This is a genomic window from Pseudomonas sp. dw_358, from assembly GCF_018449655.1.
Taxonomy (GTDB): Bacteria; Pseudomonadota; Gammaproteobacteria; order Pseudomonadales; family Pseudomonadaceae; genus Aquipseudomonas.
Genome location: NZ_JAAVUX010000011.1, coordinates 86,324 through 101,636 on the forward strand (window position 1 = coordinate 86,324; position 15,313 = coordinate 101,636).

Consider the following 15,313-nt stretch of genomic DNA (forward strand, 5'->3'; position numbering starts at 1 on the left):
TCAACCACTGAGGCGGGCGCAACGCACTCGCTACCCGTATTGGTGATGACTGGATGGATTTCAAAGACTACTACAAGATACTGGGCGTTGAGCCGACCGCGGACGACAAGGCCATCAAGGCCGCGTTTCGCAAGCTCGCGCGCAAATATCACCCCGATGTCAGCAAGGAAAAAGACGCCGAGAACCGTTTCAAGGAGGCCAACGAGGCCTATGAAGCGCTGAGCAACCCGGAAAAGCGCGCCGAGTACGACGAGCTGCGCAAGTACGGCCAGCACGGCCGCCCGTTCCAGGGGCCGCCGGGTTGGCAAGGGCGTGGCGGCGGCGGCGAGGAAAACGTCGACTTTTCCGATTTCTTCAGCTCGATCTTCGGTCAGGGCGGCGGTGGTCGCGGTGCTGGCAGCCCATTCGGTCGTGGTGGTCAGCGCGCTGCGCCGCGCAAGGGTCAGGACGTGGAGATGACCCTGGCGGTGTTTCTCGAAGAAACCCTCTCGGGTGAGTCCAAACAGGTCAGCTATCGCGTGCCTCATACCAGCGGTGGCGAGACCAAGACCCTTAACGTCAAGATCCCCGCCGGTGTGGCCGATGGCGAGCGCATCCGTCTCAAAGGCCAGGGTGCGCCCGGCAGTGCGGGAGGCGGTGCGGGTGATCTGTTCCTGACGATCAAGTTGGCGCCTCATCCGCTATTCGAGGTTGAAGGCCATGATTTGATCATCCATGTGCCGCTGGCGCCTTGGGAACTGGCTTTGGGTACCAAGGTGGCGGTGCCGACGCTCACCGGACGCATCAACTTGACCATCCGTCCCGACAGCCAGAACGGCCAGCGCTTGCGGGTCAAGGGCAACGGGCTGTCCAACCGCCAAGGCGAGCGCGGCGACTTGTATGCGCAGCTCAAGGTGGTCATGCCGGGTATTGCCGACGAGGCGACTCGAGCACTGTGGGAAGGTCTCTCGCAAAAGGCCGCGTTTGACCCTCGTGCCAACTGGGGGCGCTGAACACCCCGACCCAAGGGGTGCAACCCCCTCAGGTTCGAGGCGGGTCTTCAGCGATCGACGTAGTTCGCTAATATATCCTCAAGCGTGCCCATCTCCAGTTTGATATCGCCTTTGACCAAGGCCGGTGGGGACTTGAGGACCTCGCCCAGATCCACGCTAAAGCGCGTTGGCAGCAGGCGATCAATGTCCTTGACCCTCAGGTGCACCGAGCCGGTCAACTCGGCGACGCCCTTTACGCCCAGATGCGCACCGGCGCGTGTCTGGTCGAGCAGTGCTACCCAGCGCGACGGCACCAGCCGGGCCTGGTGGGCCTTGATCCGTTCGCTGGCGTAATAGATTCGCATCCGCTGGGCGACGGCAGGGTCGACGTGTTGCAGCCCATCCGCGCTGATGCTGGCGGCACAGTCTAACGCCCTGATCTTGATCCCCGCACGCCGGGCCTCGGTCAGCAGCCGGTAGTGACTGAAGCGGCCGACATCCAGGCGGGTGGCCTGGTTGTACAGTTCAAGCAGGCGCTTTTCCAGGGAGATGGGCATGTGCCCGGTTCGCCAATACAGGTCGATCCACTTCTGGTCCAGATCCTTGAGCAGGCCCTCGACAAACAGGGTGTCGACACCCAGGTCCTTGAGTTGTGGCATGTACTTGATCAGCAGTTTCTTGCTGGCAACGCTACCGCGTGACTCGCCAATGATCAGGCCGTACGCATCCGAATACACGGTTTCGAGAAAGCGTGCGGGTCTCATGGCGCTGCTCACCTCAGGGACTGCAGGACGCAGGGCGTACACGCGCGGTACCAGTACATCGAGACTGTTGCGGGCCAGGCTCTGACGCAGGCGCAGCAACTCGTCGCGAGCGTCGCGAAAGACGCTGTCCAGTGGCCCGGTCAGCAGTCGGGCGGCGTCGCGTCCGGTCAGGACTTCGATCAAGGGTTCGTAGTCTGGGCGGGTTTCGTATTGGCGCAACGCGGGCGTGGAGGGTGTGGCATCGACCTCGCGTTCCACCCCTTGCGCGGGCGGCAGTTCGATGGCCACGAACGGCACCCAGCGCCCTCGCCAGTCGCGGCTCACGGGCCAGGCGAGCGCCATATTATCGGTGTCCTGAGGATCAATCACGTACCAGCGATCAAGCCTGTCAACGTAGCGCACCTGCAGTACTTGGCCTTTCATGCGGATGTACTGATGACGGGCATCCAGTGTATAGACGGCTTTAGTGGTGCCGCTGCCTTCAGCGAGCCCGCTGATGTCCCGAGACACGGCATAGGCCTGGTAAGGCAAGGACTCAATGTCGACGCTCGAAGTGGTTGGCAGCTCGTGGCTCTCGAACTCCAGATCGGCGAGCCGGCCATGGTTCTTGCCCGCGCCCTTGAGCAAGGGGAGTTCTAACAGCAAGGTCACGGCATCGAGCAGGGCCTTGCGAAACGCGATCTGGCGTTCCTGGCGGTCCTTGCCGGAGATCGACCTTGCCAAATGCGAGCCGAAGCTCAGGGAGGCCGCACCTATGGTCACCAGCGCGATCAGCGGATCACCCGGCGCCAGCCCGCTGGAAAGGCGCACCAGCGCATCCAGGTCCTCCAGGAACAGTTCGCGGCGCAGCTCGTAGTTCGATTGCAGCAGCAACTCGACGTCATGGTCGAGTCGGCGGCGAACATTCCGCAACAGGAAGGTGAAGACGTCCTGGGTGATTTCCACGCTGTGTGCGTTCAGGTCTGCCTGGCCTTGGGCCCAAGGCCGCGCTTGAATCCGGTTCAGGACCTTGCCCAGCGCCTCGCGGGTTTCCTCGTCCAGCGAGTAGTCTCCAAAATGTCTGAGCAATTGCGCCCTCTGCTGCGGGTCGGCGGCTTCATGGCGGAGCCAGGTGTACATGGCCTGTTGCGAATCGAACCGTTTGAACCAGCTGGGGGGCATGTACAGCACTTCGCTGTCATCGGGGCATTTGATCCGCAGGATATCGGCCGCTTGCTCCTGGCCCAGAGTGAAACTGTAGACCTTGGCAAAAGTGCGTTGCGTATTTTCCGTGTACAGGCTCTGCAACGTCGGAGGCAGTGCCGTGGCGCCTGAGAGCGTGTGGACAATGACTTTGAACGGATCGATGTCCAACACACCGTCGGTATGGGCCCTCCAGGCCTGGCCGAAGAATATCGCCTTGAGCAGCGCCCGGCCGTTGAGGGTCTGTTGTTGCCAGAACAGGTCCAGCTTCTGACGATAGACGGCGCTGAAGTCGTTGCTCCAAAAATCCTGCATGATCGTCGAAGGCAGCAGGGGGACCTCGTTGGACTGATCGAAGCGCGGGCTTTTGTAGACGTGATAGAAGCCGCTGGTGCTGTCCAGGTCAATGGCGTTGATTTGGTCATTGAGGTTGAAGCGGCGCATCACCAGTTCGGTGACCGTCATGCTCCGGTCGGGTGGCCCGTAGTGTTGCCAGCCGCTGTGGCACTGGCCGTTGTTTTGCGCGTTGTCGAAGTGATTCCAGTAAATGTGATCGGGGTTCAAGTTCATCCCGGTGTGTCGCTTGAGCACGCTTTTCGCCCATTCCCGGGCCATAGCGCGTACGTCCGGAAAAGCCTGGTAGTAACGGTCGGCTATCTCGCCGATTTCTTCGAGCGTGAGGGGGTGTTGGTCTGACATGTCTGGCTCCTGAGTAAGGGAGCCAGGACATTAGGCGGCCAGGCGCGGGTCAAGGTGGCAGTTATTTAGGCTATGGCCTGAGCGCACTCAGAACAGAAAATACCGCTGGGCCATGGGCAGAATCTCTGCCGGCTCGCACCACAGCAACACGCCATCGGCCTTGACCTGGTAAGTCTGCGGATCGACCTCGATGTCGGGGAGGGCGCCGTTGTGGATCAAGTCGGTTTTTTTCACGGTACGACACCCCTTGACCACACCGATCTGCTTTTTCAGGCCCAGATTCTGCGGCACACCGGCATCGAACGCTGCCTGGCTGATGAAGGTCAGGCTGGTGGCGTGCAGCGAACTGCCATAACTGGCGAACATCGGCCGGTAGTGGACCGGTTGCGGGGTCGGAATCGAGGCGTTGGCATCGCCCATCAGGCTCGCCGCGATAGCGCCACCCTTGAGAATCAAGGTCGGCTTGACCCCGAAAAACGCCGGGCGCCACAACACCAGATCAGCCCATTTGCCCACTTCGATGGAACCCACCTCATGGCTGATGCCGTGGGTGATGGCCGGGTTGATGGTGTACTTGGCGATGTAGCGCTTGACCCGGAAGTTGTCATTGCCCGGGCCGTCGCCTTCCAGCGGTCCGCGCTGTTTCTTCATCTTGTCGGCGGTCTGCCAGGTGCGCAGCACCACTTCGCCGACGCGGCCCATGGCCTGGCTGTCGGAGCTGAGCATGGAAAAGGCGCCCAGGTCATGGAGAATGTCCTCGGCGGCAATGGTCTCGCGACGGATGCGGCTCTCGGCAAATGCCACATCTTCGGCGATGCTCGGGTCCAGGTGATGGCATACCATCAGCATGTCCAGGTGCTCGTCGATGGTGTTGCGGGTGAACGGACGCGTGGGGTTAGTCGAGCTGGGCAGCACATTGTTGAAACCGCAGGCGCGGATAATGTCCGGCGCGTGGCCGCCACCTGCGCCCTCGGTGTGGTAGGTGTGGATGGTGCGGCCCTTGAACGCGGCCAGGGTGGTTTCAACGAAGCCCGACTCGTTGAGGGTGTCGGTATGGATGGCCACCTGCACGTCGTACTGGTCGGCCACGCTCAGGCAGTTGTCGATGGCGGCCGGGGTAGTGCCCCAGTCTTCGTGCAGCTTGAGGCCGATGGCGCCGGCCTTGACCTGCTCGATCAGCGGCTCGGGCAGGCTTACGTTACCCTTGCCGGTGAAGCCGATGTTCATCGGGAAGCTGTCGGCGGCCTGAAGCATGCGTGCCATGTGCCACGGGCCGGGGGTGACCGTGGTGGCATTAGTCCCCGTGGCCGGGCCGGTGCCGCCGCCAATCATGGTGGTGATGCCGCTCATCAAGGCTTCTTCGATCTGCTGGGGGCAAATGAAGTGAATGTGGGTATCGACACCGCCTGCGGTGAGGATCATGCCTTCACCGGCGATCACTTCAGTGCTGGCGCCAATGGCGATGGTGACATCAGGCTGGATATCCGGGTTGCCGGCTTTGCCGATGGCATGGATGCGGCCATCCTTGAGGCCGACGTCGGCCTTGACGATGCCCCAGTGGTCGATGATCAGCGCGTTGGTGATCAAAGTATCGACCACCTCGGCGGCCAGCAACTGGCCTTGGCCCATGCCATCACGGATCACTTTGCCGCCGCCGAATTTCACCTCTTCGCCATAGGTAGTGAAGTCTTTCTCGACCTCGATCCACAGCTCGGTGTCGGCCAGGCGCACCTTGTCGCCGACGGTGGGGCCGAACATGTCGGCGTAGGCTTGTCTGGAGATTTTCATCGATTGCCCTGGAATTTGTTGGAAGTCGTTAGGACTGGCGCGTTCAGAGATCACCCATCACTCTGCCGGCAAAGCCGAACACCCGGCGCAGCCCGGCCAGCTCCACCAGTTCCACCTCGCGGCTTTGCCCCGGCTCGAAGCGCACGGCGGTGCCCGCCGCAATGTTCAGGCGCATGCCGCGGGTGGGCGCACGGTCGAAGGTCAGTGCGTCATTGGTTTCAAAAAAGTGATAGTGCGAGCCGACCTGAATCGGCCGGTCGCCACTGTTGGCCACGGTGATGGCAAGGGTCCTGCGGCCGGCGTTGAGTTCGATGTCACCGGGCTGGATCTGATATTGGCCAGGAATCATGCGGGTTGTCCCAGAGTCTTGAAGTAAATGGCGGTCGGCTTGTAGCCGCCCTGCGCAGAGGCGCAATAGTTGGGCAGTTCACCCACCCGGTTGTAGTGCAAGGCGCGATAGAACGCTTCGGCGCCGGAGCCCGCCTCGGTGTCGAGGTACAGTAGCCCGCGCTTGTAATGGCGTGCAGCTTGCTCCAACGCTTCCATCAATTGCTGACCGAGCCCCCGGCGCCGTGCGCTGGTGTGCACCAGCAGCTTCTGCACCTCGGCCCGGTTGAGGCCGTTGGGTTTCTGGCACAAGGCGAGCTGGACACTGGCGACCACCTCTTCCTCGCGCACCACCACCCACAGCAGCAGGCTGCCATCTTCCACGGCGTGTTTCACGTCATCGAAGTAGCGTGCCGCCTGGGGCACGTCCAGGTCCGCCATGAATCCCACGCTGGCGCCGTCGGCCACGGCATCGAGCAACAGCGCGATCAGGCCAGCGCGATAGTGGGCAAAGCTCTCGGTATTGACGCGGCGCAGTTGGGCGGGATTCATTGCGGCTTACTCCTTGGAGGGTTCGGCACCGGGGTTGAGCTGCAGTTGCATGAAGGTCAGGTCGAGCCAGCGGCCGAATTTCACGCCCACCTGGGGCATCTGCCCGGTGACCACGAAACCCAGCCGCTCATGCAGGCGGATCGAAGCAGCGTTGCCACTTTCGATGGCCGCTACCATCACGTGTTTACGCGCCTCGCGGGCGCGTTCGATGAGCAGCGTCATCAACTGCGGGCCGATGCCCTGGCCGCGCTGGTCGCTGCGCACGTACACCGAGTGCTCGACGGTATAGCGGTAGCCCTCGAAGGCGCGCCAGTCGCCGAACGAGGCATAGCCCACCACGGTGCCATCGGCATCCACGGCCACCAGGATCGGGTAGCCCTGCAGATGCCGGGCATCGAACCAGGCACGCCGGTTGGCCAGGTCCACCTGTTTCTCGTTCCAGATCGAGGTGGTGTTGAGCACCGCATCGTTGTAGATGTCGCGAATCGCGGGCAGGTCTTCAGGCTGCGCATTGCGCAATATCACACTCATGACTACGCCTCAGGCGATCGGTTGGTGCACGGTGACCAGTTTGGTCCCGTCTGGGAAAGTCGCTTCCACCTGGATTTCCGGAATCATTTCCGGCACGCCTTCCATCACCTGCTCACGGCTGAGCAGGGTGGTGCCGTAGTGCATCAGTTCGGCCACGGTCTGGCCGTCGCGAGCACCTTCCAACAGGGCGGCAGAGATCAGTGCCATGGCTTCCGGGTAGTTGAGCTTCAGCCCTCGGGCCAGGCGGCGCTCGGCCACCAGGCCGGCGGTGAAAATCAGCATCTTGTCTTTTTCGCGTGGAGTCAGGTCCATGGAGCTTCCAGGTCAATCGGCGGTGAATGGAAAATGAGCAAGGGGTCAGGTGGCCCAGATACGCGGCGCCATGGCCTCGCGGCCCAGCAATGCCGGGCGCAGCAGGGTCCACAAGGCAATCAGCCACTCGCGGGCATGCAGCGCCTCGCCCGCCAGGCAGCGGGCCACCAGCAGGCCCGGCAATTGGCTCAGGTCGCCCCGCACTCGGTTAGGCAGTTCACGGCACTGTTGCAGCAAGGTGTCGTCGATTTCCCCCGTTATCAACAGCGTAGCGAAAACCGGCTGGCCGGCCAGGCCAATAGGCGAGTCGAGCAAGCCATCATTGCCTTCGACGCGCTGGCGCTCGTGCCAGAGCAAGTGGCCGTCGCGGGCGATGTCCAGACGTGACTGAAAGTGCCCGAGGTCGAAGCGTTCGCCGGCAGCCGGACGGCCGAGGGCGACCATGTCCCAGTAGAGCAGACGAGCATCGCCTTGCAGGTCGATGCGGGTGGTCAGCTGGGCCTGGGCTGCGCTGTAGACGATGGTCTCCTGGGGCAGCCACTCCAGCGTCCCGCCGGGTGCCACCCGCAGGTTCAGTTGTTGATAGGCCGGGCCTGCCGCGCGGTACCATTTGGCTGCGCCGGGGCTGGTCAATTGTGCCCAGGCGTCGGGGCCTACACTGACGTCGATGTCCAGGCGATCGCCCCCGGCGATGCCGCCCGGCGGGTGAACAATGATGTGCTGGCACACCTCGGGCCCTTCGGCGTAGAGGTGTTTTTGCACCCGCAGCGGACCCTTGTGGCGGCGCTGGACGGGGCGTGTACAGTCGCTGAAGCGGCTGTAGGCCAATTCCAGCTCGGCGTGCCAGCTGGGGGTGAAGACGGCAGTGGTCAAAGGCAGATTCATGGTTTCATCGCAAGACAGGCTCGGGGCAGTTTAAATGGTGACCAGACCGCGTACACCCTCGGCCTCCATGTTTTCACCGCGGCCTTGCTGAACAATTTCGCCCCGGGACATGACCAGGTACTGGTCAGCCAGCTCGGCGGCGAAGTCGTAGAACTGCTCCACCAGCAGGATGGCCATGTCGCCACGGGCCGCGAGCTTCTTGATCACTGCACCGATTTCCTTGATCACCGAGGGTTGGATGCCCTCGGTGGGCTCGTCGAGAATCAGCAGCCGCGGGCGGCTGGCCAGGGCGCGTCCGATGGCCAGCTGTTGCTGCTGGCCACCGGACAGGTCACCGCCCCGGCGGCTTTTCATCTGCAACAGCACCGGAAACAGCTCGTAGATGAAGGCTGGCACTTCCTTGGCTTCGGCGCCCGGAAAGCGCGACAGGCCCATCAGCAAATTCTCTTCCACCGTCAAGCGGCCGAAGATCTCGCGTCCCTGGGGCACGTAGGCGATCCCGGCATGCACGCGCTGGTGAGGTTTGAAGGCGGTGATGGCCTTGCCGTCCCAGTTGACGTTGCCTTCCTTGGACGGGATCAGCCCCATCAGGCATTTGAGCAGGGTGGTCTTGCCCACGCCGTTGCGCCCGAGCAGGCACGTCACTTCGCCGATCTTCACGTCGAAGGACAGGCCACGCAGGATGTGGCTGCCGCCGTAGTATTGATGAAGCTTGTCGACTTGCAGCATGTCTGAATTCTCCTTGAATCTTGCGGCGAGTCAGCGACCGAGGTAAACCTCGATCACTCGTTCATCAGCCTGCACCTGCTCCAGCGAGCCCTCGGCCAATACACTGCCCTGGTGCAACACCGTCACATGGTCGGCAATGGAGCCGACAAAGCCCATGTCGTGCTCCACCACCATCAGCGAGTGCTTGCCGGCCAGGGTCTTGAACAGCTCGGCGGTGAACTCGGTCTCGGCGTCGGTCATGCCTGCCACCGGTTCGTCCAGCAGCAACAGCTGCGGGTCCTGGACCAGCAACATGCCGATTTCCAGAAACTGTTTCTGGCCATGAGAGAGCAGTCCGGCCGGACGATTGACCGAGCTCGTCAGGCGGATGGTTTCCAGCACGCTGGCGATGCGGTCGTGCTGCTCGCCGCTTAGTTTGGCGCGCAGGCTGGCCCACACGGACTTGTCGGTCTTCTGCGCCAACTCGAGGTTTTCGAACACCGTCAGCGCTTCGAATACCGTCGGCTTCTGAAACTTGCGACCGATGCCTGCCTGGGCGATCTGCACCTCACTCAGGCTGGTGAGGTCGAGGGTCTCGCCGAACCAGGCCTGGCCTTCGGTGGGGCGGGTCTTGCCGGTGATCACGTCCATCATGGTGGTCTTGCCGGCGCCGTTGGGGCCGATGATGCAGCGCAACTCGCCGACACCGATGTACAGATTCAGGTTGTTGAGCGCCTTGAAGCCGTCGAAACTGACGCTGATGTCTTCCAGGGTCAGGATCGTGCCGTGGCGGGTGTTCAGTCCCTCGCCTGCGCTTTGCCCCAGGCCGATGGCATCGCGGCTGGTGCCAGCATCGCTGTTGGGCTCCAATACCGGCTCCAGCATGAATTCGGGCGTTGGTGTGATTCTCATTGCTCACCCCTTTTCTTGATCAGGCCGATCACACCCTTGGGCAGGTACAACGTGACAATGATGAACAGCGCGCCGAGGAAGAACAGCCAATACTCGGGAAACGCCACGGTGAACCAGCTCTTCATACCGTTGACCACGCCGGCCCCCAGCAGCGGCCCGATCAGCGTGCCACGCCCGCCAAGGGCGACCCACACGGCGGCCTCGATGGAGTTGGTCGGCGACATTTCGCTGGGGTTGATGATGCCCACCTGCGGCACATACAACGCACCGGCCAGACCGCACAACACCGCACTCAGCACCCAGACAAACAGCTTGAAGCCGCGCGGGTCGTAGCCGCAGAACATCAGCCGGTTCTCGGCGTCACGCAGGGCGGTCAACACCCGCCCGAACTTGCTCGCGGCCAGACGCCAGCCCAGTAGCAGGCTGCCCACCAGCAAGGCGACAGTGAGGAGGAACAGCACCGCACGGGTGCCTTGGGAGGTGATGCTGAAACCCAGGATGCTGCGAAAGTTGGTAAAACCATTGTTGCCGCCAAAGCCGGTCTCGTTGCGGAAAAACAGCAGCATGCCGGCGAAGGTCAGCGCCTGGGTCATGATGGAAAAGTACACGCCCTTGATCCGCGAGCGAAACGCGAAAAAGCCGAACACCAGTGCCAGCAGACCGGGCGCCAGCACCACCAGGCACATGGCCCAGAGGAAATGGTTGGTGCCCACCCAGTACCACGGCAGCTCGGTCCACGACAGAAAGGTCATGAAGGCTGGCAAACCATCGCCGGCGGCCTCGCGCATCAGGTACATGCCCATGGCATAGCCGCCCAGGGCGAAGAACAGACCGTGGCCCAGGGACAGCAGCCCCGCATAGCCCCAGACCAGGTCCAGGGCCAGGGCAACGATGGCGTAACAGAGAATCTTGCCCACCAGGGTCAAGGTGTAGGCTGATACTTGCAGGCTGTTATCGGCCGGCAACAGCGACAACAAGGCCAGCGCCACCAGCAACACCAGTATCACCGCGCCGATGGCCAGGGTGTATTTGGGGCCGGCCTTTTGCGCGGCCGTGATCATCAGTGGCTGGTTCATCAGTCGATCACCCGTCCTTTCAGTGCGAAGAGGCCTTGCGGGCGTTTCTGGATAAACAGAATGATCAGCGCAAGGATGAGGATCTTGCCCAGCACCGCACCGATCTGCGGTTCGAGAATCTTGTTGGCGATGCCCAGGCCGAAGGCCGCCGAGACGCTACCGGCCAGTTGCCCGACGCCGCCCAGCACCACCACCAGGAAGGAGTCGATGATGTAACTTTGCCCGAGGTCCGGGCCGACGTTGCCGATCTGGCTCAGGGCCACGCCACCGAGCCCGGCAATGCCCGAACCAAGGCCGAACGCGAGCATGTCGACCCGCCCGGTGGGCACGCCACAGCAGGCGGCCATGTTGCGATTCTGGGTGACGGCCCGCACGTTCAGGCCCAGGCGCGTCTTGTTCAGCAGCAGCCAGGTCAGCACTACCACGGCCAGGGCAAAGACGATGATGACGATACGGTTGTACGGCAGCACCAGGTTCGGCATGACTTGAATGCCACCCGACAGCCATTCGGGGTTGGCCACTTCGACGTTCTGCGCGCCGAAAGCCAGACGCACGGCCTGGATCAGCATCAGGCTGATGCCCCAGGTGGCCAGCAGGGTTTCCAGCGGCCGGCCGTAGAGGTGGCGAATAATGGTGCGCTCCAGCGCCATGCCGATGCCAGCGGTGACGAAGAACGCCACGGGCAGAGCGATCAAGGGGTAGTACTCGATGGCGCCCGGCGCGAAACGCTGGAACAGCACCTGCACCACATAGGTGGAGTAGGCGCCGAGCATCAGCATCTCGCCGTGGGCCATATTGATCACCCCCAGCAGGCCGAAGGTGATCGCCAGGCCCAAGGCCGCGAGCAGCAGGATCGAACCCAGCGAGAGACCGCTGAAAGCCTCGCCGAGGATGTCGCCGATCATCAACTGGCGCTTGATCTGCACCACGCTGGTTTCCACGGCGGTGCGCACACCGGCGTCGGTCTCGGCGTCGGGGGCCTGCAAGGTCTGCAGGCGGGTCAGGGCCATGGGGTCGCCGGTTTCACCCAGCAAGCGTACAGCCGCCAGGCGTACGGCCGGGTCGGGGTCGACCAGTTGCAGGTTGGCCAGGGCCAGGCTCAGGGCGGCCTTGACCTTCTTGTTCTTCTCGCCAGCGACCTGATGGTCGAGCAGGCCGAGTTGGTTGGGGCGCGCGCCACGTTGCAGTTGCTGAGCGGCAGCCAGGCGGATCGTGTCGTCGTTGGACAGCAGTTGATGGCTGGCCACGGCGGTGTCGGTCAGGCCGCGCAGGCGGTTGTTCAGGCGCAGCTTGCGCACCGGTTCCACGGCGGCAGCGGGGCCGTCGATGCCGACCATTTTGTCGGCGGTTTCGATGAAGGGGTGCTTGTTGTCATCGACGGCCACGCGGCCGTCCTGCAAGGCCAGGAGAAAGTCCAGACGCTGGGGCACGGGCTCAGCGGACCAGGTTTCCAGCAGTGTGGCTTGCTGGCTGGAATCCGCGGTGACAAAGTCGTCGGCGTCACCTGCATGGGCTACCAGCGGCAGCAGCAAGGTGAGGGACAGGAGGAAGCGGGTGAGGGCGCTGGGCATTGGCGGTGTCCTGTGTGCGTCTCTTGATTGCAGCGGGTACGTCCCTATAGGGCCGAGCTTGCTCGGGAACGGGTGGTCGTTCTTCCCGAGCGAGCTCGGTCCTGCAGGGGCGAGGGTCAGCCCTGCGGACAGTGAACCAGGCTTAGTTGCTCTTCACCGCATAGTCAGGTTTCTTGTCGTTGCCTGGGATGTACGGGCTCCACGGCTGGGCGCGGATCGGTTCCTTGGTCTGCCAGACCACGTTGAACTGACCGTTGTCCTCGATCTCGCCGATCATCACCGGCTTGTGCAGGTGGTGGTTGGTCTTGTCCATGGTCAGGGTAAAGCCCGACGGCGCGGCGAAGGTCTGGCCGGCCATGGCTTCGCGAACCTTGTCGACATCGGTGGACTTGGCCTTCTCGGCCGCCTGGGCCCACATGTGGATGCCCACATAGGTGGCTTCCATCGGGTCGTTGGTCACGACGGTGTCGGCGTTGGGCAGGTTGTGTTTCTTGGCGTAGGCCTTCCAATCGGCGACAAACTTCTTGTTGACCGGGTTTTCCACCGATTCGAAGTAGTTCCAGGCCGCGAGGTTGCCCACCAATGGCTTGGTGTCGATGCCGCGCAGTTCTTCTTCGCCTACCGAGAAGGCCACTACCGGTACGTCGGTTGCTTTCAGGCCTTGGTTGGCCAGTTCCTTGTAGAACGGCACGTTGGAGTCGCCGTTAACCGTGGAGATCACTGCGGTCTTGCCACCGGCCGAGAACTTCTTGATGTTCGCTACGATGGTTTGATAGTCGGCGTGGCCGAACGGGGTGTAGACCTCTTCGATGTCGCTGTCCTTCACGCCTTTGGAGTGCAGGAACGCGCGCAGAATCTTGTTGGTGGTGCGCGGGTAGACGTAGTCGGTGCCCAGCAGGAAGAAGCGCTTGGCCGCGCCGCCGTCTTCGCTCATCAGGTACTCGACGGCAGGGATGGCCTGCTGGTTGGGTGCGGCGCCAGTGTAGAACACGTTAGGCGACATCTCTTCGCCTTCGTACTGCACGGGGTAGAACAACAGGCTGTTGAGCTCCTCGAACACCGGCAGCACCGATTTACGGGATACCGACGTCCAGCAGCCGAACACCACGGCGACCTTGTCCTGGGTGATCAACTGACGGGCTTTCTCCGCGAACAGCGGCCAGTTGGAGGCAGGGTCGACAACGACTGGCTCAAGCATCTTGCCGTTGACGCCGCCCTTGGCGTTGATCTCGTCGATGGTCATCAACGCCATGTCTTTGAGAGAGGTTTCGGAAATTGCCATGGTCCCGGACAGCGAGTGCAGGATACCGACCTTGATGGTCTCGGCCGCCTGTACTGTCCAGCTCATGCCCATCGCGGCGATGGACGCCGTCAGAGTGAAAGCCTTGATCAAGCTGCGACGCTTCATTGTGCAATCTCCATTTACTGTGTTTTTTTAGTGGGGCAGATGGCGAACTCTCCGTGCAGGTGTTTGCAAGGGATGTGCCGAAAGGGGGCAGGGCCCCGGCGCCGTCGCAGGCACCGCCGTCAGCGCGCGCAAGGCGCACCGCCGTGGTGCCTCGAAAGTGTTCCTGTGCACGCGCGTGCGTCAGGCTGGTGCGTTATCTGCGCAAATTGCTAGCACAGCTTTGCCGGTGCGCGCCTGGCCCGGGAAAGTACGGCCCTGTCGGCTGTCCAGACGATCAACATGGAGACGCCGACCAGGGGAAAGGCGAGGCCCAGCCCCAGCATGACCACGACGGCGGTCTTCCAGCGAGGGAGGTCGTGTCGTAAAAGGGGCACACCCAGCCCCCCTTGAGGGCGGCGTTGCCACCAGATCACCAGGCCGCTGGCTGCACTGATCAGGATCAACAGGCACACCAGCGCAATGCCCCACTGGTTGAGGGGCCCCAAGAGTTTGCCTTCGTGCAGCATCACGCCCATTTCCGTGGCGCGGGCGACATTTCCATAGTGCTGCCAGCGCACGTCGGCCAGCACCTGGCCGGTGTATTGGTCGATGTGCAGGGTGGCGTCATGCCGTGGGTCGTCGGCGAACAGTGCGACGGTGAACACTCCGGTCGCGGTGGTGGGCAAGGTGATGCTGTAGCCGGGGCCCACGCCCTGCTGCATCGCGGTGTCCATCACGCTTTGCAGGCTGATCTGCGGCGCGGCGGGGCCGACCGGCGTAGCGGCGTGCTGCATGTGCTCGGCGTGGGCGCCCGCCGGCATCGACATGGGCATCGGGGTGTTTTCCATCGCCCATGGCACGGTCTGTCGCGCAGCCTTGTTGAGGCTCTTGGCTTCCAGGTCGGACGTGGGCACGGCGTTCCACATGGCCGCCGGGAACTGGTTCCAGACGTTGGCGAACTGCTTGCCCCAGAAACCGGTCCAGGTCATGCCGCTGAGCAGCATGAACAGTAACAACAGTGAGCCCCAGAAGCCCGCCACGGCATGCAGGTCCCGCCACAGTGCGCGCCCGCGAGCGCGCCAGCGTGGCCACAGTATGCCGCTGGCGCCGCTGCCCCGAGGCCACCACAGGTACAGGCCCGAGACCACCAGCACGATGCCCCAGCCGGCGGCCAGTTCCACCAGGCGGTCGCCGACGGTGCCGATCATCAATTCGCCGTGCAGTGCTCTCGCCACGGCCTGCAAGTTGAACCGGGCATCCTGCTGGCCGAGCACGTCGCCCCGGTAGGGGTCGACGAACACATTCAGCTCGCGCCCTTGCGCCTTGACCCCGAATTGCCCGCTGCGGTCGGCGGCGGCGGGCGGCAGATACTCGCTGATGCTGTCGTGGGGGTAGGCGCGTTGCACGTTATCCAGCAACTGGTCGGCGCTCAGGCGCTGCTCGGCGACCGGCACGATCAGCAACGGGCGATACATCAAGGGGTCCAGCTGCGGCTTGAACAGGTAGATAAGGCCGGTCACGGCCAGCAGGATCATGAAAGGTGCAACGAACAGGCCGGCATAAAAGTGCCAGCGCCAGGCGAGGTTGTAGAACGAGGTTTTACGCGTGCTCACGGGAGCGCTCCGTCAAGGTCGGTCAGGCGAACGCA

The 15,313-nt window shown here is 62.9% G+C and carries 14 protein-coding genes; 1 reads left to right on the forward strand and 13 read right to left on the reverse strand.

The features are described from left to right. Positions 1 to 53: 53 nt before the first annotated feature. On the forward strand, positions 54 to 992 hold the full coding sequence (locus tag HB675_RS16975; RefSeq protein WP_213879569.1) for a DnaJ C-terminal domain-containing protein: 939 nt from the start codon (positions 54 to 56) through the stop codon (positions 990 to 992). A gap of 47 nt (positions 993 to 1,039) precedes the next feature. Here HB675_RS16975 and HB675_RS16980 read toward each other — a convergent pair whose 3' ends face one another. The 13 genes from HB675_RS16980 to HB675_RS17040 form a co-directional block, all read right to left on the reverse strand. Beyond that, positions 1,040 to 3,616: a membrane-targeted effector domain-containing toxin gene (locus tag HB675_RS16980; RefSeq protein ID WP_213879571.1), complete on the reverse strand. Its 2,577-nt coding sequence runs from the start codon at positions 3,614 to 3,616 to the stop codon at positions 1,040 to 1,042. Between the two features lie 87 nt (positions 3,617 to 3,703). Further along, a complete protein-coding gene (gene ureC / locus HB675_RS16985) occupies positions 3,704 to 5,404 on the reverse strand; it encodes an urease subunit alpha (RefSeq protein ID WP_213879573.1) in 1,701 nt (566 codons plus the stop codon). A 43-nt stretch (positions 5,405 to 5,447) separates the two neighbouring features. After that, on the reverse strand, positions 5,448 to 5,753 hold the full coding sequence (locus HB675_RS16990; RefSeq protein WP_213879575.1) for an urease subunit beta: 306 nt from the start codon (positions 5,751 to 5,753) through the stop codon (positions 5,448 to 5,450). Beyond that, positions 5,750 to 6,283, reverse strand: a complete 534-nt coding sequence (locus tag HB675_RS16995; protein ID WP_213879577.1) for a GNAT family N-acetyltransferase — start codon at positions 6,281 to 6,283, stop codon at positions 5,750 to 5,752. The genes HB675_RS16990 and HB675_RS16995 overlap by 4 nt, the downstream gene beginning before the upstream one ends. A 6-nt stretch (positions 6,284 to 6,289) precedes the next feature. Continuing rightward, entirely contained in the window at positions 6,290 to 6,814 is a 525-nt protein-coding gene (locus tag HB675_RS17000) for a GNAT family N-acetyltransferase (protein ID WP_213879578.1), read from the reverse strand. 9 nt (positions 6,815 to 6,823) lie between these two features. After that, positions 6,824 to 7,126 (reverse strand): urease subunit gamma, encoded by a 303-nt coding sequence (locus tag HB675_RS17005; RefSeq protein ID WP_213879580.1) that lies wholly within the window; start codon positions 7,124 to 7,126, stop codon positions 6,824 to 6,826. Positions 7,127 to 7,171: 45 nt separating this feature from the next. Beyond that, a complete protein-coding gene (locus HB675_RS17010; RefSeq protein ID WP_213879582.1) occupies positions 7,172 to 8,011 on the reverse strand; it encodes an urease accessory protein UreD in 840 nt (279 codons plus the stop codon). Between the two features lie 30 nt (positions 8,012 to 8,041). Beyond that, a complete protein-coding gene (gene urtE / locus HB675_RS17015) occupies positions 8,042 to 8,740 on the reverse strand; it encodes an urea ABC transporter ATP-binding subunit UrtE (RefSeq protein ID WP_213879584.1) in 699 nt (232 codons plus the stop codon). 30 nt (positions 8,741 to 8,770) lie between these two features. Then, positions 8,771 to 9,625 (reverse strand): urea ABC transporter ATP-binding protein UrtD, encoded by an 855-nt coding sequence (gene urtD, locus HB675_RS17020; RefSeq protein ID WP_213879735.1) that lies wholly within the window; start codon positions 9,623 to 9,625, stop codon positions 8,771 to 8,773. Positions 9,626 to 9,627: 2 nt separating this feature from the next. Beyond that, a complete protein-coding gene (gene urtC, locus HB675_RS17025; RefSeq protein WP_213879586.1) occupies positions 9,628 to 10,707 on the reverse strand; it encodes an urea ABC transporter permease subunit UrtC in 1,080 nt (359 codons plus the stop codon). Beyond that, the gene (urtB, locus tag HB675_RS17030; protein ID WP_213879588.1) at positions 10,707 to 12,278 is read right to left on the reverse strand and encodes an urea ABC transporter permease subunit UrtB; all 1,572 of its coding nucleotides are present in this window, start codon (positions 12,276 to 12,278) and stop codon (positions 10,707 to 10,709) included. The genes urtC and urtB overlap by 1 nt, the downstream gene beginning before the upstream one ends. 142 nt (positions 12,279 to 12,420) lie before the next feature. Further along, positions 12,421 to 13,686 (reverse strand): urea ABC transporter substrate-binding protein, encoded by a 1,266-nt coding sequence (urtA, locus tag HB675_RS17035; RefSeq protein WP_213879590.1) that lies wholly within the window; start codon positions 13,684 to 13,686, stop codon positions 12,421 to 12,423. Positions 13,687 to 13,895: 209 nt separating this feature from the next. Next, the gene (locus tag HB675_RS17040; RefSeq protein WP_213879592.1) at positions 13,896 to 15,278 is read right to left on the reverse strand and encodes a PepSY domain-containing protein; all 1,383 of its coding nucleotides are present in this window, start codon (positions 15,276 to 15,278) and stop codon (positions 13,896 to 13,898) included. Positions 15,279 to 15,313: the final 35 nt, after the last annotated feature.

What these genes read in the sequence shown, in the direction of transcription:
- ureC (WP_213879573.1), bottom strand. Translation starts at nt 5,404, where the DNA reads ATGAAAATCTCCAGACAAGCCTACGCCGACATGTTCGGCCCCACCGTC.
- HB675_RS17005 (WP_213879580.1), bottom strand. Translation starts at nt 7,126, where the DNA reads ATGGACCTGACTCCACGCGAAAAAGACAAGATGCTGATTTTCACCGCC.
- urtE (WP_213879584.1), bottom strand. Translation starts at nt 8,740, where the DNA reads ATGCTGCAAGTCGACAAGCTTCATCAATACTACGGCGGCAGCCACATC.
- HB675_RS16975 (WP_213879569.1), top strand. Translation starts at nt 54, where the DNA reads ATGGATTTCAAAGACTACTACAAGATACTGGGCGTTGAGCCGACCGCG.
- HB675_RS16980 (WP_213879571.1), bottom strand. Translation starts at nt 3,616, where the DNA reads ATGTCAGACCAACACCCCCTCACGCTCGAAGAAATCGGCGAGATAGCC.
- urtA (WP_213879590.1), bottom strand. Translation starts at nt 13,686, where the DNA reads ATGAAGCGTCGCAGCTTGATCAAGGCTTTCACTCTGACGGCGTCCATC.
- urtC (WP_213879586.1), bottom strand. Translation starts at nt 10,707, where the DNA reads ATGAACCAGCCACTGATGATCACGGCCGCGCAAAAGGCCGGCCCCAAA.
- HB675_RS16995 (WP_213879577.1), bottom strand. Translation starts at nt 6,283, where the DNA reads ATGAATCCCGCCCAACTGCGCCGCGTCAATACCGAGAGCTTTGCCCAC.
- urtB (WP_213879588.1), bottom strand. Translation starts at nt 12,278, where the DNA reads ATGCCCAGCGCCCTCACCCGCTTCCTCCTGTCCCTCACCTTGCTGCTG.
- HB675_RS16990 (WP_213879575.1), bottom strand. Translation starts at nt 5,753, where the DNA reads ATGATTCCTGGCCAATATCAGATCCAGCCCGGTGACATCGAACTCAAC.
- HB675_RS17000 (WP_213879578.1), bottom strand. Translation starts at nt 6,814, where the DNA reads ATGAGTGTGATATTGCGCAATGCGCAGCCTGAAGACCTGCCCGCGATT.
- HB675_RS17010 (WP_213879582.1), bottom strand. Translation starts at nt 8,011, where the DNA reads ATGAATCTGCCTTTGACCACTGCCGTCTTCACCCCCAGCTGGCACGCC.